We start from the raw sequence: 17,135 nt of genomic DNA, 5'->3' as shown, positions 1-17,135 counted from the left end.
GCGCTGGCGGTTCAGGCTTCGGCTGCTGTTCCGGTTTGGGGTTCGGTTCGAGGTTCGGTTTCGACGACGACGTCGGACGGCTTCTTGTCCGGGCGGAAGCCGCGCCAGACCGGGTGGCGCAGCTTGCCGGCCTCAGTGCGTTCGCTGAACTGCACCTCGCCCACCAGCGCGGGCCGGACCCAGTGCGCATCGGCCGCGTCGGCGGAGGGAACGCCGGCCAGCGGCGGCGTCTTGCGGGCCATTTTCTTCAGCCGCGCCCCCACGGCCGCCAGGTCCCGCTCGGTCAGGCCGGAACCGACGCGGCCGAGATAGCGCAGCTCCGGCCCGTCCGGCACGGCCACGAGCAGCGAGCCGATCTTGCGCTCCCTGCTTCCCCTGCCCGGCCGCCAGCCGACGATGACCACTTCCTGGGTCGTCTGGTGCTTGATCTTGATCCAACTCCTCGAACGTGCTCCGTCCGTGTACGTGCTGTCCACCCGTTTGGCGATAACGCCTTCCAGGCCGAGCTCCTTGCTGGTGGCGATAGCTTGGGCCAGGGTGAGGTCCGCGTCAGGCGGCACCTGGACATGCCCGCCCGCCTCCACGGCCTTGGCGAGGATCTCCCGGCGCTGGCAGTACTCGAGTCGCAGCAGCGAGTGCCCGTCCAGGTGCAGCAGGTCGAACAGCATCAGGTGCACCGGCGTGCTCCTGGCGGCCTGGTCGATCTCGCGTTTCTTCGTGAGGTTCATGCGGGTCTGCAACAGGCCGAAGTCGGGGCGCCCGGCCTTGTTCAGCGCCACGATCTCGCCGTCCAGCACCGCCGTCGAGGCGTGCACCGCATCCGGCAAATCCGCCAGCTCCGGATAGGCGGCCGTGAGGTCGTTGCCGTTGCGGCTGATCAGCCGGACTCCGTTGTCCTCGATGATCGCGATCGCCCGGATCCCGTCCCACTTCATCTCGAACGCCCACTCGTCCTCGTCGGTGATGTCCGCGCCGCCGCCCTGCGAGGCCAGCATCGGCTTCACGAACTGCGGCTCGGCGTCCTTCGCCAGGTCGTCGTCCTGCCGCTCGTGCGACGTGCCTTTGCGGTAGGAGCCCGGCGTCTGGTCCTTCATCAGGTGCATCAGCCAGTTGTTCTCGCCGCGCTCCCCGCCGGTGTGGATCAGCGCATAACGCCGCGGCCCCGCCGGACCGCCGTCCCTGCTGAGCCCGCCGTCCTCGCGCCCGTGCAGGATGACGATGATCTCCTTGCCGTCACGCCATTTCTCCAGGTCATAGGTCCCCGCATCCCAGATGGTGACCTCGCCGGCCCCGTACTCGCCCTTGGGGATGCTGCCCTCGAATCCGCCGTATTCCAGCGGGTGGTCCTCGGTCTGCACGGCGAGGTGGTTATTGCCGGTGCCCGGCGGAGGCCCCTTCGGCACCGCCCAGGAGACCAGGACGCCCTCGCGCTCGAGCCGGAAATCGTAGTGCAGCCGCCGGGCATGGTGCTCCTGGATCACGAAGGTGTTCCCGGCCCGGTCAACCGGGCTGGCCTCCGGCACCGGCTCGGGGGTGAGCGACGCATCCCGCATGGAACGGTACTTGCTCAACCGGTCCGAGGCCGGCCCCGCGCCGCCGTCGTTCCCCTCCGCCTCCGCAGCGGCGTCCCGGGCCTCCTCCAGCGACTCCTCCGCCACCGTTCCGGTACCCATCCCGGCCAGCACATCGCCGAACTCCGCCACCCGGTCCAGCACCTGACGGTAGTCCAAATGGCCTAGGTCCGGGTCCTCGAGCTCCTCCCAGGTCCGCGGCGCCGCGACCATGGGATGCAGCCGGCCGCGCAGCGAATACGGGGTAATGGTGGTCTTGTTCCAGTGGTTCTGGCTCCAGTCGAGCAGCACCCGCCCCTGCCGCAGCGTCTTCTTCATGTCGCTGACCACCAGGTCCTTGTGGTCCGCCTCCAGCATGCGCGCCAGTTCATGTGCGACGTCGGACACCTCCTCGGAGGTCTGCCTTCCGTCGAGCGCGGCGTAGAGGTGGATTCCCTTCGAGCCGCTGGTCACCGGCCGCGGGTCCAGCCCCATGTCCTCCAGGATTCTGCGGACCAGCCGGGCCACTTCGGCGCACTCGGCCAGGCCGGTGCCCTCGCCGGGGTCCAGGTCCAGCACCATCCGGTCCGGATTGTTCCGCTTTCCGCGCGGGCCGAATTTCCACTGCGGCACATGGATCTCCAGCGCGCTGATCTGGGCCAGCCAAGTCAGCGTGGCCAGATCGTTGACCATCGGGTAGACGTTGGTGCCGCTCTTGTGCTCGATCGCGTGCCGCTTGATCCACGAGGGCGCCGAGTCCTCCAGGTTCTTCTGGAAGAACACTTCGCCCGGCTTGGCCGCCGTGCCGACGCCGTCGACCCAGCGCTTGCGCGTGACCGGCCGGTTCGCTGCGTGGGGGATCAGGTACGGCGCGATGCTTGAGTAGTAGGACAGGACGTCCGCCTTGGTGGTGCCGGTCTCCGGGTAAATGACCTTGTCCAGGCTGGTCAGCCTCAGGCGGTGCCCGTCCACCTCGACGATCTGCCGCTGGGCACTGCTTGTCCTGGCCATAGGCTTAGTCTTGCCAATTAGCGCCCCGATAGCTAGTAATTGCCAGCATGCTTGGTGTTGACTTGACCCATGCGAGCCATCTGGAAAGGGGCCGTGGCCTTCGGGCTGGTCAACGTCCCGGTCAAGCTGTACAGCGCCACCGAAGACCATGACGTGAAGCTCCACCAGGTCCACGAGAAGGACGGCGGGCGGATCCGGTACCAGCGCCGCTGCGAGGTCTGCGGGAAAGTGGTCGAGTTCAAGGACATCGACAAGGCCTTCGACGACGGCGAACGCACGGTCGTGCTCAGCGACGAGGACCTGGCATCGCTGCCCGTGGAGAAAAACCGGGAGATCGACGTCGTCGAGTTCGTCCCGAGCGACCAGATCGACCCGATCATGTTCGACCGCAGCTACTACCTGGAGCCGGATTCGAAGTCCACCAAGGCCTACGTGCTGCTGCGCAAGACGCTCGAGGACACGGACCGGACGGCAGTGGTGAAGTTCGCGCTGCGGCAGAAGACGCGGCTCGCGGCGCTGCGGGTGCGCGGGGATGTGCTGATGCTGCAGACGCTGCTCTGGGAGGACGAGGTCCGCGAGGCCAGCTTCCCCTCGCTGGAGGAGACGGTGCGGATCTCGGCGAAGGAGCGCGATATGTCGGCCGCGCTGGTGGAGTCCTTCTCCAGCGACTTCAAGCCCGACGAGTTCACGGACGAATACCAGGAGCAGCTCCGCACGCTGATCGACGCCAAGATCGAACAGGGCGAGTCGCTGGACACCGAGGCCACGTTCGGCGAGGAAGGCGAGGAAGAGGGCGGCAAGGTCCTGGACCTGATGGAGGCGCTGCGGCGCAGCGTGGAAAAGAACCGCGAGGGCAAGAAGCCTGCGGCCGCGAAGGAGAAGGCGGCGGAGGAGCCCAAGGCCAAACCGGCGTCGAAGACGTCCGGCCGGAAGACCGCCGCGAAAAAGGAGGAGGACGAAGAGGCCGCGCCGAAGCGCCCCCGGGCCAAGGCCAGCAAGGGCGCCTGACGCGCGCTACTGGCGGTAGCTCTCGACTTCGTCAACCGGGCGGACGCGGGCGTCCTCTGGATCGTCGCCGGCCTTCCGTTTCGCGCGGCGCTGGCGCAGCAGGTCCCAGGACTGGTCCAGCTGCTCCTCCAGCCGGGCCAAGTCGGCGGCGCGGGCCTCGGCCTGCTCGCTGTCCTCGGCGCCGATCTCGCGCAAACGCTGCTCCTGCTGGATCAGGTCTTCGATCCGGCGGTGGATATCGTCGTCCATGGTGGACCTCCTGCTCGCTCCGGCTTGCTGGCTCGGTTATCAGGCTACTGAGGCTTGCCGCTCCCGGCCAGCAGTTTTTCCACCTCCGCCTCCCCGAGCACGGGCTGGCGGTATTCGTCGCTGAGGATGCTCCGCATCGCGTCGGCATACTCTTCGTTCGTGGAGGCCATCGCGTCCGCCGCGTACACCACACGGAAGTTGTTCGCGAAGGCGTCGGCCGCGGTCTGGGCCACGCAGTTGTGGGTCGCCACCCCCGCCAGGACCAGCCGGCCGGCGCCGAAATTCCGCAGCCGCAGCAGCAGGTCCGTGCCCATGAAGGCGCTGTCCCGGGTCTTCACCATGCGCGGCAGGCCCTCGTGCCGCAGGCCGTCGACGAACTCGGCCTGCTCGCTCCCGGAGAAGATGAAGCCCTGGTCGTCGTCGAGCATGCTCAGCGTCCAGGTGGACTTGTCCCGCTCGTGCTCGGTGCAGACCAGCAGCACCGGAACATCGTTGGCGGCGGCCGCGGCGACCAGGCGGTTGCAGGCCGCCACCACCTCGTCCTGCCGACTGCGCAGGGCCTCAGCCTCGAAGTAGGCCTTCTGCATGTCGATGACCAGTACGGCCGTCCCGGAGCTGTCCATGGATCCTCCTAAGGTTTCCAACCATTTCCACCCATTTTGAAAGCAAGCTTAGCTATCCCTTGACGGCCTGCGTCCAACAGGGTGGGGTGGGAGTTGACCTTTGCAGAAAGGACAGTTGGATGAAATCGCTCTGGCTAGACACCGCGCCCGCCATTCCCGCCGATTCCTTCGAGCCGGGAGCCGAGTACGACACCGTCATCACCGGCGCCGGGCTCACGGGCCTCGCCACCGGCGTGCTGCTGGCGCGCGCCGGCCAGCGCGTCGCCATCCTCGAAGCGCGCAGTACCGGGGCGGTGACCACCGGCAATACGACGGCGAAGGTCTCGCTGCTGCAGGGCCGCCAGCTCTCCAGGATCACCGCGCACCACGGCGCCGGTACCGCCCGGGCCTACGTGGAGGCGCAGCGCGAGGGCCAGGCGTGGCTGCTGCGCTTCTGCGAGGAACACAACATGGCCTATGAGCGGCGCGACGCGTACACCTACGCAGCCACCGGGCAGGGCGTCGCCGACCTGCGCACCGAGCTGCAGGCCGCCACCGACGCCGGGCTCGGCGGAGAATACGTCGAAGCGGCACCGGAACTGCCCTTTCCCGTTGCCGGGGCGCTGCGCCTCGCGGACCAGGCCCAGGTGCACCCGATGGAACTGCTCGCCGGGCTGGCCGCCGAGCTGCGCGAACGCGGCGGGGTGCTGATCGAGCGGATCCGCGCCACGAACGTCTCGGTCACCCGGGATGCCAGCGGATCCCGCCGCGCCGAGGGCGGGCAGGCCGGCCGCAGGCTGACCGTGCACAGCGCGGCCGGCCAAGTCACCGCGGAGCACGTGGTGCTGGCCACCGGCACGCCGATCCTGAACCGCGGCGGGCATTTCAGCGTCCTCAAGCCGCAGCGCTCCTACGCGGCCGCGTTCAACGTGCCCGGCGGCATCCCGTCCGGCATGTACCTCTCCATCGATGCCCCCACCCGCAGCCTCCGCACCGCCGCGCACGCCGGGCGGCAGGTGCTCGTTGTCGGCGGCAACGGGCACAGCGTCGGCCGGCAGCAGCATACCAAGGGCAACCTCGAGGATTTGGTCCGCTGGACCAAAGACCAGTTCCCCGGCGCCGAGCTGACGCACAGCTGGTCCGCGCAGGACTACGAGCCCGCCGCCGCGGTCCCCTACGTGGGCCGGCTGTCCTTCGCCGAGGACCGGATCCTGGTGGCCACCGGCTTCAATAAGTGGGGCCTGACCAATGCGGCGGCCGCGGCGCTGGCCCTGTCCTCCACCCTGCTCGGCGGCGCGAAGCCCTGGGCCGCGAAACTCTACAAGGCAGGGATCGCGCCCCAGGACGCGCTCTCCACGGTCCAGACCAACGCCGAGGTCGGCCTGGAACTGGTAGCTGGCTGGCTCGGCGGCCTGACGCGCACCTCCCAGACGTCCCCGCCCGAGGGCCAAGGCACCGTAGTGCGGGGGAATGCGCGGCCCGTCGGGGTGAGCACCGTGGACGGGACCACCCGCCGGGTCAGCGCCATCTGCACCCATCTGGGCGGCGTGTTGAACTGGAACGACGCGGAGTGCAGCTGGGACTGCCCGCTGCACGGCTCCCGCTTCGCGCCGGACGGCACGGTACTGGAGGGACCGGCGACGCGCGACCTTGAGGTGAAATAACGCACCCGATGCTGCCCTGAACCACGCCATGCGGCCTTCACTCCCTGTTCACCGGCCGTTAACGCTAGGCTCGAGGCGATGGCACGCAAAAAACTCCGCCCGACCGTCCTCGCCGCCGCCCTGCTCACGCTGCCGCTGGCAGGCTGTGGCTCCGACTACCCGCTGGGGGCAGAACAGGAATCCGCCGCGCAGCATGGCTCGGATCTGGAGGGCACGCTGTCCGGCGCCGGCTCTTCCGCACAGAACGCCGCCATGGACGCCTGGCGTGCGGAATTCGCCCAGCTGAATCCGAAGGTCCAGATGCAGTATTCGCCGGACGGTTCGGGGGCCGGCCGCACGGCTTTCCTGGCCGGGGCCGTGGACTTCGCCGGCTCGGATGCGTATTTGGACGACGAGGAAATGGAACTCGCCAAGAATGTCTGCGGATCCGGCGGTGCCTTCAACGTTCCTGCCTACGTGTCGCCGATCGCCGTCGGCTTCAACCTCCCCGGCATCAGCGAACTGAACCTGGATGCGGCGACCATTGCCCGGATCTTCAAGGGCGAGATCGCCGCCTGGAACGACCCGGCCATTGCCCGCCAGAATCCCGGAGTGGAACTGCCGGACCTGCCGGTCTCCCCGGTCACCCGCGGCGACGACTCAGGCACCACCGAGAACTTCACCGAGTACCTGCATGCCGCGGCCCCCGAGGCGTGGACCCCAGATCCTTCCGACGCCTTCCCCGCCGAATACGTCGGCGAAAACGCCCAGGGCAATGCCGGCGTCGTCAGCCAGGTCGCGCGTACCCAAGGGGCCGTAACCTACGCCGATGACTCGGCCGTCGGACCCCCGCTGGGCAAGGTGAACCTCAAGGTCGGAGACGACTATGTGCCGGTGACCGCCGAAGCGGCGGCCAAGGCCCTGGATCAATCGAAGCCCGTTGAGGATCGGCCCGAGGGCGACCTGGCACTGGAACTGAACCGGACCACGACGGCGGCGGGAGCCTACCCGCTTCTGCTCGTCTCGTACCACGTGTACTGCAGCAGCTACGAGGACGCGCACAGGGCCGAACTCGCCAAGACCTTCGCCAACTACGTGCTGAGCCAGGAAGGCCAGGCCGCGGCCGCCGAGTCCGCCAAGTCCGCGCCCCTCTCCGAGCGCCTCTCGACGCAGGCGATCGAGTCGGTGGACCGGATCAGCGCCCGGTAGCTCCGCCTTCGGGGTCCCTCGCCGCCTCCGGCGCCGGACCGGCGCCTCGGGCCCCGGCGGCATCCGCGGCCCGGTGGCGCGGGCTGGCCTCGCCCATCTCGCCGTGCCCGCCCGGCTGGTCCTTGGCCGCCGCCGGGTCCTGCATCGGGATGTCCGGCAGTTCCGTGACACCGGGCGGGAAGCCGCCGCCGGCCGTGCCGCCAAAGTAATCGTGGCTGCCGAGGCCATGCTCCGGAACCCCGTGGTGGGTGAGCGTGCCGCCGGACTCGACAAAGTCCTTGAAACGCCACAGCTCGTTGCGGACCTCCCGGTGGTCCGAGCCCACGCGGTGGCCGGCCTTCTGCACCACGGAGCCGGGCTGCCAGTCGATTGATACGGACATCCGGGTGTGCCCATTGTCGATCGGGGTGAACACCATCACGCCGCTGTGCGGGATGTCCCCGGTCCCCTCCCAAGCCACGCGCTTGCCCGGATCGTCCGAGGTGATGCGCGTGTCGAATTCCCGGCGCCGTCCCGCGATCTTGACCACCCAGTGATGGGCCCCGTCGCCGGTCCGGATTACCCGCTCTACGCTGCGCATGAACAGGCTGAAGGCTTCAAAATCCAGCCACTGGCCGTACGCGTCCTCCGCGCCGAGGGTAAGGTCGATGGTCTCTTCGATGCGTGCCATGGGAATCCCTCCACTGACGATAAATCAACGGTACCCAGCACCGGCACGCGCGGCAATGGTCCGGCCGCGGCTCAGGCCTCGCCGGCCTCCGGCTCGTTGTCCGGGTCGTTCAGGGTGCCGCCCGGGACGTCCTGGACCGGGGCGGAGCCGGCGGCCTTGTCCGACTTCGCCGCCGGATCCTCGATCGGCAGGTCGTCCTTGCCGCTGGCACCGGGCGGGAAACCGCCGGCCCCCGTTCCGCCGTAGTAGTCCGTGCTGCCCAGTTCGTCCTTCGCCTTGCCCCGGCCGCCCGCGTCCGGTTCGCCCTCGCCCCTGTGCCGCATGCTTGGCTTCCTCTCGTCGTCTTCCGGACCTTCACGTTTCGTCCCACCGTACGCAACAAGCCCCGGCCCGGCAACGGAATGCCGGGACTGCCCGCCGCTCCCGCCCATTAAAGCCCGACGGCGGACGGTTCCCTTCGCTGCGGGAGGGAACCGTCCGCCGTCGTCAGTGCTTTGCGTGCTGCGCAGCGGGCTGCGGGCTGCGGGCTGCCTTAGTTCGAGGGCAGGACGAACGCGGCGTCAACGTTGATGGTGACCTTGTCGCCGACCAGCACGCCGCCGGCCTCCAGCGCGGCATTCCAGGTGATGCCGAACTGCTTGCGGGAGATCTGGGTGGTGGCGGAGAAGCCGGCGCGGGTGGCACCGAACGGGTCGACCGCCATGCCGCCGAACTCGACGTCGAAGACCACCGGCAGGGTGGTGTCCTTGATGGTCAGATCGCCGGTCAGCTTGAACTCTTCCGGGGTGCCCTCGACGCCGCTGGCCTTGAAGGTCATGTTCGGGTACTGCTCGACGTCGAAGAAGTCGGCGCCCTTGACGTGGGCGTCGCGGTTGTCATCGTTGGAGTCGAAGGACGAGGTCTTCACCACGGCCTGCACGGACGAACCCTCGAGCGTCTCGCCGACCACCAGGGTGCCCTCCGCGTCGGTGAACTGGCCGCGCACCTTGCTGATGCCGGCGTGGCGGACGATGAAGCCGACCTCGCTGTGGGCCAGGTCCAGGTTCCAGGTTCCGGGGCTGAGTTCGATGGCCATGAGTGCCTCCTAGGCGTTGCGTATCCGACAGCATATTCATGCTTTCGTATGTAACTGTAGCGGCAAATTAGTTGATGCGTCAACATAACATGCATCACGCTGCCGCCGCTGCAATAGTTCCGCCCGATGATGGAGCGGAGGCGACGGCGAGGCTACCTCCCCGTGAACTCCGGCTTTTCCTTGGCCAGGAAGGACCGCGTGCCGATGCGGGCGTCCTCGGTGCCGAACGCGGCGGCGAAGGCCTCGCGCTCCAGCTGCAGGCCTTCCGCGGTCGGCAGTGCGGCCACGGCGTCCACGGTGCGCTTGGCCCGCGCAACCGCCGCCGGCGACTTGGCAGCGATTTCCGCTCCGGTGGCGGCCGCCGCTTCCAGCATCTCCTCGCGGGTGTCGAAAACCTGGTTGACCAGGCCAATCTCCAAGGCGCGCGCCGCGTCGATGGCGCGGCCGCTGTAAATCAGCTCCTTGGCCCGGGCCGGACCCACCAGCTGCGGCAGCCTGACCGTTCCGCCGAAGCCCGGAATCAGGCCCAGGTTCACCTCCGGCTGGCCGAACCTGGCGTTCGCCGTCGCGTAAATGAAGTCGCAGGCCATCGCCAGCTCCAGGCCGCCGCCCAGGGCGAAGCCGTTGACGCAGGCGATCACCGGCACGGGCAGCTGCTCCAGCGCCCGCGTGACCTCCAGCATGGCGCCGCTGTACCCGGCGGCCTGCTCCCCGGTCATGTCGGCCAGCTCGCGGATGTCGGCGCCCGCCGCGAACGCCTTGGCGCCCGAGCCCGTGAGCAGCACGCAGCGGATCCCGGCCGCCTCCGGCGATCCCAGTTCCTCCACCATGCGCGCCAGCTCGGCCACCACGCGGCTGCTCAGCGCGTTCATGGCCTCCGGCCGCTCCAGCGTGACGGTGGCCAGCGCTTCGGCCCGCTCGATCTTCAATGTCTCGTACTGCTGCATACCGGTCCTGCCCTCTTCCGTCCCGTTGACTACGCCTACGCCTGCGACTCCAGCAGGCGCACCGTGTCGGCCACCTGCTGCTGCCCGCCGGCCACGTGCCAGCGGTACCCCTTGACCTGCACGACGGCGGTGTCCCCGCCGGCCGCTTCCACCAGCGCCTTGCCGGGGAGCCAGTCCCATTCCGGCAGCCCCTGCTGCAGCCACACCCCGAAGATGCCAGCGGACGTCGCCGCGAGCTCGCAGGAGGCGGAGCCCCAGGTGCGATAGGTGGCCGCCCCGAGCACCGCCGCGAGGTAGGGCTCTGCGGCGTTGTCGTCGCGCAGGTAGGTGTGGTGCAGGTAGGCCGCGGCGCAGCTCTGGTCCAGCGGGGCATTGGCCAGTACGGATGCCGGGACCCCGTTGCGGGTGGTCGGACGGTCCTGCCCGCCCAGCCAGAGGGCATCCTCCGCGGGGTGGTACACGGCGCCCAGCTGCACCCCGCCGTCGTCCTTGAGGGCCAAAGCGGCGCACCAGTACGTCGCCCCGGTAAAGAAGTTGTAGGTCCCGTCCACCGGATCGATCACCCAGGTCCGGCCCGAAGTTCCGGTGAACTCGGACCCCTCCTCGCCGAAGATGCTGTCCTGGGGCCGCACCCGGCGCAGCGTGTCCACCACCAGCTTCTCGGCCGCCATGTCCGCCGCCGTCACCACGTCGGAGATGCTCGTCTTCTCCTCGAACGTCGTCACGTCGGAGCGCATTCGCGCGGCCAGCTGGGCCGCGGAGCGCACCAGCCAGGCGGCCAGCTCGGCATCGTCAAGATGGTCAGGGTTCTGCGGCAGCGTCATGGCACCAGCCTAACGGCGGCCGGTCACCGTCCGTGACGCTTGGGGCGCCGGCCCTTCGGCGGCTGCCGGCCCTTGGGGCTCTTGCCCTTGGTCCCCTGGCCGCCCTTAGTGCCGCTTTTGGCAGCGCTTTTGGCTCCGCCCTTGGCGCCTGCCGGGGTGCCGCCCTGCCCGCCGGCGCCGGCGCCCTTCCGGCCCCGGGTGTCCTTCTTCGCCTCGGCCTCGCGGCGCACCGAGGGCTGGCGCGAGCTGTGGGCCGTGCGTCCTCGCACCACGCCGATGAACTCCTCGATGACCTCGTCGGTCCGCTCCGTTAGCCAGGCCAGGCCGACTTTCGTCTCCGGGTAGTCGGCCACGATCCGGCTGATGACGTCCTTGCGGCTGTAGTGCCGCGCCACGGACATCGGCAGGACCATGACTCCGGCCCCCGAGGCCACCACTTCCACGCCCGTCCTGGCTCCACCCATCTCCGCCGGGTCCAGCACCGTGAACGCGGCCAGCTCCGCGGCCGGGACCTCCTCGTCATAGAGCTCGAGCTCGTGGTCCTTCGGCGCCACCACGACCGGCCGCTCGGTGTACAGCGGGATCAGGCTCAGTTCCTCCGGACCCGTCGGCCGCTCGGCGTCCGCCGCCTGCCGGATGAAGCACATATCCGCCCGGCCGTCGCGCAGGACCTGCAGTTGCTCGTCCTCGCCGCAGGCCAGCACGCGCAGCGGGATGTCCGGCATCCGGTCCGCCCAGCGGCGCGTCCACTTGTCCGGGACGACGCCGGGGACCAGGCCGATGGTCAGCGTCCGCTGCCCGGTGGTGTCCGTGTCCATGGGTTCCTCTCGGCTGCGCGCCCGGCGGGCCCGGTCCTTCAATAGATTAGCCGAGGGCGGCTACGCTGGTCCCATGACAACCGCGCGACCGTCCCAGACCATGAAACCGGCCACAGCAGCCAAGAAGCTGGGCATTTACCTGCCGGCGGCACCTCAGGAGTTCCAGGACAACCCCGTCTCGCGCGAGGAATTCGACCAGCTCCAGGCAAATCCGCCGCAGTGGCTGCAGGACCTGCGGCGCAACGGGCCGCACCCCCGGCCGGAGGTCGCCCGGAAGCTCAACGTCTCCATCGGCGGCCTCGCCCGCGGCGGCATCACGGATCCGCTGACGACGGCGGAAATCACCGCGCTGCTGCAGGATCCGCCCCAGTGGCTGGTCGCCGAGCGCGCGTCCTTCGCCGCCGTCCGCGCCGAGGAGCAGCGGCTCAAGCAGCGCACCGACACCGCCTCGAGCTAGGCCCCTGCCGGACCGGCCGTCGAACCAGCTCAATCCATCGGACCAGGCTGGCCGCCGGGCCCGGGCCCGCCGGAACGGTCCTGCGATACTAGTCCTGGTGCAGCTGGACGAGGTTGCCGCAGCCGTCGTCGAACACCGCGGACAGGATGCCCGAGGGATCCGGCTGCGGCTCGGCGGTGAACTTCACGCCCCTGGCGCTCAACCGCTCATACTCTGCCTGCACATCGGGGACCCCGAAAACGATGGTGGGCATGCCGGCGTCGTACACGCCCTTCATGTAGGCCTCGCCGAGCGGGTTGTCGCTCGGCTCCAGCAGCAGGCCGGTCCCCTGCCCCTCCTCGGGTGACTTCACGATGTAGAGGAAGTACTCAGGCATCGCGACGAGCTCTTCGAAGCCCAATACCTCGGTGTAGAACTTGAACGCTTCCGCCGGGTCTTTGACATGGATGCTGCACATTTTGATCCGCATTGTGTGAGCCTATCGCGGACCCGCTGCCAACCCGAGTACCCCGGACAAAAAGCAAGGGTCCCGGTCCGAAGACCGGGACCTTGCTGCCACCTGGGTGTCGGCTGATTCAGCCAGCCTGGCCAGCAGCGGGCCTTCTGCGAGGTGCTAGCCGACCTGGCCTTCCGCCGCTTTGCGCGTGGTGAACGGCAGGACCAGCCGGGACTGGTGGGCGGCGTCGCGGTAGATCTTGTGGGTGACCGGCCGGCCGACGGGCAGGTGGAAGGCGTCCGGCGGCAGCAGCGCGTTGTGCTCGTCGGCCAGCGGTTCGGCGTTGGACAGCTCCACCGTCAGCTTGTGGCCCGGCTTGAACGTGTTGGCGAACGGGTAAAGACGCAGCACGTACTCCTCGATCTGCCCGGGCTCCACCGGTACCGTACGGCTGTGCGGGTGGTAGGGGTTTCCCTCGGTTGTGCGGTCGTCGAGCTCGCGGTGCGAGGCCTTGAGATAGCCGCTGGTGATCAGCTGGCGCTTCCCGTTCGGGGCGTAGTCCCACAGCCGCAGGATGAAGTTGGTGTCCGGCTGGTCGATCTCGGCGAAGATGTGGGCGGCACCGGTGCCGATCATCTCGGTGTCCTCTTCGAACGGCGCGGTGCTCCAGCTGATGATCTCCACCTTGTCCGTCACCGTCAGCGGCGCCTGGTAGAAGCCGTCCGGGGCGGCGTACTCGGCACCCATCAGCTCCGGCTCGGTCGAGAGCTTGTGGCGGGGGCGCAGGTAGAGGGACTTGTACTCGACGTCCTTCGGCGGCCACTGGTCCGCGGTGGCGATTTCGCGCGAGCCCTCGACGAAGACGCTGACGGCCGGCTCATCCATGACGCCGTTGTCGATGCCCTTGATCCAGTGGTCGTACCAGCGGAACATCTTGTCGTGTTCCTCGATGAAGGGGCGGGACTGCATCGGCGGGTAGGGGCCGATGGTCAGCTTCTTGGGGCCCTTCAGTTCATTGAACAGCTCGATGGTGCCGTCCATGGTCCAGCCGCGGCCCTGGTCGATCTGCAGCCAGACCGGAATGTCGATGTTCGGGGCCAGCGTGATGGGATTGCGCTCCTCGTACCAGTCCCCGTCCAGCTCGTTCATGACGATGTCGAACCAGGCCTCGTGGTTCTTCGGGTAGTTCAGCACGTGCACCAGGTTCGGCCACGCGGCGACGTCCGGGTCCTGGAGGCGCTTCTCGACGAGCTTCTTCAGTTCCTCGGGAGAGTACTTCTCGATCATGCGGGACTTGACGTTGTCGGTGAATGCCCAGCCGGAGTCGCCGCCGCGGCCCTCGCGGGCGGCGCGCGGCATGAACCACATGACGCCGCCGTGGTAGGTGGTCTCGTAGAAGTCGTAGTGTCCGCCGGAAACGAAAATCGCCTTCAGGCTCGGCGGGCGCTCGGCCGCAGCCAGCACCTGCATGGAACCGAAGTAGGAGATGCCGACCATGCCGACATTGCCGTCGCACCACGGCTGCGCCGCGACCCACTCGATGAAGTCGTAGGCGTCCTGGCCCAGGGAGACACCGCCGGCATTGTAGTTGCCGATGTGCTCACCGCCGGAAGCGCCGGAACCGCGCAGGTCGCCGATGACGTGGACGTAGTCCTCCTTGACGATGCGGGCAATGTCGCCGGCCTCGATGCAGCCGTCCCACATCGGGCTCGGACGGCGCTGCGGCGGAGTGGTGAGCGCCAGCGCCTGCAGTTCCTTGCCGTAGGGGCTCAGCGCGACCAGCGCCGGACGCGGCTTGTCCTCGAGGCCCTGGTAGGTGTCCGCGGCGAGCTCAACGCCGTCCCGCATCGGGATCCGCAGGTCCTTGCGGATGGCGATCTTCTCCCCGCCCGCATTCCACGTCGTGAAATCAGTCATGAGTGTGCAGCTCCTTAGCAAACAATGAGTGTCCGCCGAGGTGCTAGCCCCGGCGTGACTCAAGCATATTATTATAATAAAGTCGGTGTGTGCAAGGCCATATCGTCGTTGCGATCCGCTCGCGGCGCTGAAAGGCTCGGAGCGGGGGCACCGGCCCTCCCCCGACGTGGCCGCCGACCATCGGACCCGGAAATGGGTCGCGGAGCCGAGGAGAGAATGATGACGCAAGAAGTGCCAGTCCATCCGCTGGTGTCGCCCTGGGGCCGCTTCGGCCTGTACAGCTTTTTTATCGACGCACCCGAGCCGGCCATTGTGGACACCGGAATCGCCTCGTCTCCCCCGGAGGGCATGGCCCCGGCCCTCGAAAAGCTCGGCCGCAGCATCGAGGACGTGCGCTGGATCTTGCTGACCCACGGCCACATCGACCACCTTGGCGGCGCCCACGCGCTGTGGGAGCTCACCGGCCGACGCGCGCAGGTCGTGATCCATCAGGCCGACGCACCCCTGTTGCGCTCCCGCCGTGCACACGTTGACCAGTACCTCTCCGTGCGGCAGCAGTACCTGCAGGACCCGGAGGCCGAGGCCAAGCAGACCGGCATGGCCCAACAGGCCATCTCGGGCGAGATGGAGCCGACCAGGCTGGTCAAGGGCGGCGAGACCCTGTCCCTCGGCGGGGACGTCTCCGTGTCCGTGCACCATATCCCGGGCCACACCGCCGGATCCGTCGCCTACGTCATCGACGGGCAGGACGACGTCTTCGTCGGGGACGCGGTCCAGGCCCACGGCGCCGCCAACGGCTTCCCGGGCTACGAAGACCCGGCCGCCTACCGCTCGAGCCTGGAGTACCTGCGCGACGAAATCCGGCCGAACCGCCTGTTCCTGGGCCACCCCTACCGCGGTCCGGGCGGAGAGCCTTACGAGATCGGCCTGGACCGGGAGGGTGCCCGGCAGGCCCTGCAGCAGAGCATCGACCTCGAGGCCCGCATCGCCGACGCCGCCCGGCGCTGCCTGAAGGACGGCCTGCAGGATACGGACTCGCCCTATTCCCCGTTCGCCCGGGTCGCCGAGGAGCTCGGCTACACCGGCGACCCCACGCTGGAGCCTTCCCCGTTCTTCACCACCCTCGACGGCTACCGCCAGCGGTTCGACGCCGCCCGGTGATTCTCATTGGGTAGTCCGCGGCCGTCGGCCCGGGATCTTTCCCCGGAGAACGACGGCGGCGCGCACCTTTCGCCAGGTGCGCGCCGCCGTGGCGAGCAGGAACGGGAAGGCCGGATCCCGCCGTCGTGATCTGAACTGCCGCGGTCCTGCCGCTCCGACGCACGGGACCGGTGAGTCGAGCCCGCGCCGTCGTATTCTCCGGGTTACGACGCGGAAGCGGGCGCCTCCTCCGCGGCAACTTCGCTGCCCGCAGCCCGGCCCTTGCCCCGGGAGAGCGGTACGAACAGGAATGCCAGCGCCGCGACGAGGCCGGGGATGGCGAAGAAGAGGAAATTCATTTCGACCGGAAGGCTGAGCGTCAGGAGCACGCCGCCGAACATCGGTCCGACGATCGCGCCCATCCGGCCGACGCCCGAGGCCAGCCCGATCGCCGTCGACCGCATGAAGGACGGGTAGTACTGGGAGACGAAGGCGTAGGAAATGTTCTGCGAGCCCATGGTGCACGCACCGGTAAGCGCCACGAGCAGCAGCAGGACGCCCATGTTGTTGCCGAAGCCCAGCAGGGCCAGCGAGACCGCGGAGATTGCGAACATGGGGACGAGCACCCTCTTGACGCCCCACTTGTCGGCGAGCCGGCCCAGCACCAGGGTGCCGACTATGGCCCCCACGTTGAGGACGATCATGAACGTCAGGCTGGAGCCCATCGCGTAGCCGGCTTCGACCATCAGTTTGGGGAGCCACGTGGTCAGGCCGTTGACCATCAGCAGGCACATAAAGAAGGCGACCCAGATCATCAACGTGCCGAGTGCGCGGCGGTTCTTGAACAGCGCGCCGACCGGGCTGCCCGGTTCCTTCTCCTGGAGTCCGGTGAATTCCACCTCCGCCGGGAGGGCCCGGCCGTTGACCTTGGACAGGGCCGAACGAAGCTCGTCGAACCGCCGCTGCTCGAGGAGCATGGCCGGCGAGTCGAGGAAGTACTTGGTCATGAAAGGCAGGAACAGCAGCGGAATCAGGGCCACCCAGTAGACGCTGTGCCAGCCGAATGAGGGCAGCAAAACCATCGCGACGAAGGCGGCGAGGATGCCGCCCACCGAGAAGAAGCACATGACGACCGCCACCAGGCTGCTGGCCCGGTTCTTCGGCGCATAATCGGTCAGCATGGCGATGACGCTGGGCAGGATGCCGCCGATCCCGAGGCCGCCGAGGGCGCGCAGGACGGAGAACTCGACGGGGCCCGGGGCGACGGCGCAGAGGGCTGTCGCGGCGCTGAAGAGGACGATGCTGGCGGTGAGCATGCGCTTCCGGCCGAAGCGGTCGGCCAGGATTCCGAAGAGGATGGCGCCGACCATCATGCCGAAGAGCCCGTAGCTGCCGATGGCGCCGGCCTCGACCGGCCCCAGGCCCCACTCCTTCATCAGCACCGGCAATACCGAGCCGTAGACGACCAGGTCGTACATGTCGAAGGTGATGATGAAGCAGGCCCAGAAGAGCATGCCGACGTGGAAGCGGCCGAAGCCGGCCCCGCTGATGAAGTCCCTGATGTTGATTGTTGTCATGG

Annotated in this window: 17 protein-coding genes; 5 read left to right on the top strand and 12 right to left on the bottom strand. The window is 68.5% G+C overall.

Annotated features, from left to right (window positions below; genetic code table 11):
• Positions 1–11 precede the first annotated feature (11 nt).
• Positions 12–2,561, bottom strand: coding sequence for an ATP-dependent DNA ligase (locus OC550_RS17285; protein WP_262107148.1), 2,550 nt, complete (start codon positions 2,559–2,561; stop codon positions 12–14).
• Between the two features lie 69 nt (positions 2,562–2,630).
• Between OC550_RS17285 and OC550_RS17280 the strand changes: the two genes are divergently transcribed.
• The gene (locus OC550_RS17280) at positions 2,631–3,569 is read left to right on the top strand and encodes a Ku protein (RefSeq protein WP_262107147.1); all 939 of its coding nucleotides are present in this window, start codon (positions 2,631–2,633) and stop codon (positions 3,567–3,569) included.
• Between the two features lie 6 nt (positions 3,570–3,575).
• On the opposite strand, the gene OC550_RS17275 is transcribed toward OC550_RS17280, so the two are convergent.
• On the bottom strand, positions 3,576–3,818 hold the full coding sequence (locus tag OC550_RS17275; protein WP_262107146.1) for a DUF2630 family protein: 243 nt from the start codon (positions 3,816–3,818) through the stop codon (positions 3,576–3,578).
• Between the two features lie 44 nt (positions 3,819–3,862).
• The gene (locus tag OC550_RS17270; protein ID WP_262107145.1) at positions 3,863–4,441 is read right to left on the bottom strand and encodes a cysteine hydrolase family protein; all 579 of its coding nucleotides are present in this window, start codon (positions 4,439–4,441) and stop codon (positions 3,863–3,865) included.
• Positions 4,442–4,560: 119 nt separating this feature from the next.
• Here OC550_RS17270 and OC550_RS17265 point away from each other — a divergent pair, with 119 nt between their 5' ends.
• Both OC550_RS17265 and pstS read left to right on the top strand, forming a co-directional pair.
• The gene (locus OC550_RS17265; protein WP_262107144.1) at positions 4,561–6,084 is read left to right on the top strand and encodes an FAD-dependent oxidoreductase; all 1,524 of its coding nucleotides are present in this window, start codon (positions 4,561–4,563) and stop codon (positions 6,082–6,084) included.
• 78 nt (positions 6,085–6,162) lie between these two features.
• The gene (gene pstS / locus OC550_RS17260) at positions 6,163–7,272 is read left to right on the top strand and encodes a phosphate ABC transporter substrate-binding protein PstS (RefSeq protein ID WP_262107143.1); all 1,110 of its coding nucleotides are present in this window, start codon (positions 6,163–6,165) and stop codon (positions 7,270–7,272) included.
• Here pstS and OC550_RS17255 read toward each other — a convergent pair.
• The 6 genes from OC550_RS17255 to OC550_RS17230 all read right to left on the bottom strand — a co-directional run bounded on the left by OC550_RS17255 (position 7,259) and on the right by OC550_RS17230 (position 11,606).
• Positions 7,259–7,942, bottom strand: coding sequence for an SRPBCC family protein (locus tag OC550_RS17255; RefSeq protein ID WP_262107142.1), 684 nt, complete (start codon positions 7,940–7,942; stop codon positions 7,259–7,261). The genes pstS and OC550_RS17255 overlap by 14 nt on opposite strands.
• 71 nt (positions 7,943–8,013) lie before the next feature.
• Complete coding sequence (locus tag OC550_RS17250) at positions 8,014–8,265, bottom strand: hypothetical protein (protein ID WP_262107141.1); 252 nt, start codon at positions 8,263–8,265, stop codon at positions 8,014–8,016.
• Between the two features lie 209 nt (positions 8,266–8,474).
• Positions 8,475–9,017 (bottom strand): YceI family protein, encoded by a 543-nt coding sequence (locus tag OC550_RS17245; RefSeq protein WP_262107140.1) that lies wholly within the window; start codon positions 9,015–9,017, stop codon positions 8,475–8,477.
• A 152-nt stretch (positions 9,018–9,169) separates the two neighbouring features.
• Complete coding sequence (locus tag OC550_RS17240; RefSeq protein WP_262107139.1) at positions 9,170–9,964, bottom strand: enoyl-CoA hydratase/isomerase family protein; 795 nt, start codon at positions 9,962–9,964, stop codon at positions 9,170–9,172.
• Between the two features lie 35 nt (positions 9,965–9,999).
• Positions 10,000–10,788 carry an inositol monophosphatase family protein gene (locus OC550_RS17235; protein WP_262107138.1) on the bottom strand — a complete coding sequence of 263 codons (789 nt, stop codon included), beginning with the start codon at positions 10,786–10,788 and terminating at the stop codon, positions 10,000–10,002.
• Between the two features lie 23 nt (positions 10,789–10,811).
• Positions 10,812–11,606: a LysR family transcriptional regulator substrate-binding protein gene (locus OC550_RS17230; RefSeq protein WP_262107137.1), complete on the bottom strand. Its 795-nt coding sequence runs from the start codon at positions 11,604–11,606 to the stop codon at positions 10,812–10,814.
• 73 nt (positions 11,607–11,679) lie between these two features.
• Between OC550_RS17230 and OC550_RS17225 the strand changes: the two genes are divergently transcribed.
• The gene (locus OC550_RS17225) at positions 11,680–12,063 is read left to right on the top strand and encodes a DUF5997 family protein (RefSeq protein ID WP_262107136.1); all 384 of its coding nucleotides are present in this window, start codon (positions 11,680–11,682) and stop codon (positions 12,061–12,063) included.
• Positions 12,064–12,151: 88 nt separating this feature from the next.
• Here the strand turns inward: OC550_RS17225 and OC550_RS17220 are convergent, their stop codons facing one another.
• Together OC550_RS17220 and OC550_RS17215 are read right to left on the bottom strand one after the other, a co-directional pair.
• Positions 12,152–12,532, bottom strand: coding sequence for a VOC family protein (locus tag OC550_RS17220; protein WP_262107135.1), 381 nt, complete (start codon positions 12,530–12,532; stop codon positions 12,152–12,154).
• 144 nt (positions 12,533–12,676) lie between these two features.
• The gene (locus tag OC550_RS17215; protein ID WP_262107134.1) at positions 12,677–14,416 is read right to left on the bottom strand and encodes a CocE/NonD family hydrolase; all 1,740 of its coding nucleotides are present in this window, start codon (positions 14,414–14,416) and stop codon (positions 12,677–12,679) included.
• A 219-nt stretch (positions 14,417–14,635) separates the two neighbouring features.
• Here OC550_RS17215 and OC550_RS17210 point away from each other — a divergent pair, with 219 nt between their 5' ends.
• On the top strand, positions 14,636–15,577 hold the full coding sequence (locus tag OC550_RS17210) for an MBL fold metallo-hydrolase (protein WP_262107133.1): 942 nt from the start codon (positions 14,636–14,638) through the stop codon (positions 15,575–15,577).
• A gap of 203 nt (positions 15,578–15,780) precedes the next feature.
• Here OC550_RS17210 and OC550_RS17205 read toward each other — a convergent pair whose 3' ends face one another.
• Complete coding sequence (locus tag OC550_RS17205; protein WP_262107132.1) at positions 15,781–17,133, bottom strand: aromatic acid/H+ symport family MFS transporter; 1,353 nt, start codon at positions 17,131–17,133, stop codon at positions 15,781–15,783.
• Positions 17,134–17,135: the final 2 nt, after the last annotated feature.

The organism is Arthrobacter sp. Marseille-P9274, from assembly GCF_946892675.1.
Classification (GTDB): Bacteria; Actinomycetota; Actinomycetes; order Actinomycetales; family Micrococcaceae; genus Crystallibacter.
Note: the sequence above shows the minus strand (reverse complement) of the source record. Positions and strands in the feature narration are given on the sequence as shown.

What these genes read in the sequence shown, in the direction of transcription:
- OC550_RS17285 (WP_262107148.1), bottom strand. Translation starts at nt 2,561, where the DNA reads ATGGCCAGGACAAGCAGTGCCCAGCGGCAGATCGTCGAGGTGGACGGG.
- OC550_RS17255 (WP_262107142.1), bottom strand. Translation starts at nt 7,942, where the DNA reads ATGGCACGCATCGAAGAGACCATCGACCTTACCCTCGGCGCGGAGGAC.
- OC550_RS17270 (WP_262107145.1), bottom strand. Translation starts at nt 4,441, where the DNA reads ATGGACAGCTCCGGGACGGCCGTACTGGTCATCGACATGCAGAAGGCC.
- OC550_RS17250 (WP_262107141.1), bottom strand. Translation starts at nt 8,265, where the DNA reads ATGCGGCACAGGGGCGAGGGCGAACCGGACGCGGGCGGCCGGGGCAAG.
- OC550_RS17205 (WP_262107132.1), bottom strand. Translation starts at nt 17,133, where the DNA reads ATGACAACAATCAACATCAGGGACTTCATCAGCGGGGCCGGCTTCGGC.
- pstS (WP_262107143.1), top strand. Translation starts at nt 6,163, where the DNA reads ATGGCACGCAAAAAACTCCGCCCGACCGTCCTCGCCGCCGCCCTGCTC.
- OC550_RS17280 (WP_262107147.1), top strand. Translation starts at nt 2,631, where the DNA reads ATGCGAGCCATCTGGAAAGGGGCCGTGGCCTTCGGGCTGGTCAACGTC.
- OC550_RS17265 (WP_262107144.1), top strand. Translation starts at nt 4,561, where the DNA reads ATGAAATCGCTCTGGCTAGACACCGCGCCCGCCATTCCCGCCGATTCC.
- OC550_RS17240 (WP_262107139.1), bottom strand. Translation starts at nt 9,964, where the DNA reads ATGCAGCAGTACGAGACATTGAAGATCGAGCGGGCCGAAGCGCTGGCC.
- OC550_RS17245 (WP_262107140.1), bottom strand. Translation starts at nt 9,017, where the DNA reads ATGGCCATCGAACTCAGCCCCGGAACCTGGAACCTGGACCTGGCCCAC.
- OC550_RS17230 (WP_262107137.1), bottom strand. Translation starts at nt 11,606, where the DNA reads ATGGACACGGACACCACCGGGCAGCGGACGCTGACCATCGGCCTGGTC.
- OC550_RS17210 (WP_262107133.1), top strand. Translation starts at nt 14,636, where the DNA reads ATGACGCAAGAAGTGCCAGTCCATCCGCTGGTGTCGCCCTGGGGCCGC.
- OC550_RS17215 (WP_262107134.1), bottom strand. Translation starts at nt 14,416, where the DNA reads ATGACTGATTTCACGACGTGGAATGCGGGCGGGGAGAAGATCGCCATC.
- OC550_RS17225 (WP_262107136.1), top strand. Translation starts at nt 11,680, where the DNA reads ATGACAACCGCGCGACCGTCCCAGACCATGAAACCGGCCACAGCAGCC.
- OC550_RS17235 (WP_262107138.1), bottom strand. Translation starts at nt 10,788, where the DNA reads ATGACGCTGCCGCAGAACCCTGACCATCTTGACGATGCCGAGCTGGCC.
- OC550_RS17275 (WP_262107146.1), bottom strand. Translation starts at nt 3,818, where the DNA reads ATGGACGACGATATCCACCGCCGGATCGAAGACCTGATCCAGCAGGAG.
- OC550_RS17220 (WP_262107135.1), bottom strand. Translation starts at nt 12,532, where the DNA reads ATGCGGATCAAAATGTGCAGCATCCATGTCAAAGACCCGGCGGAAGCG.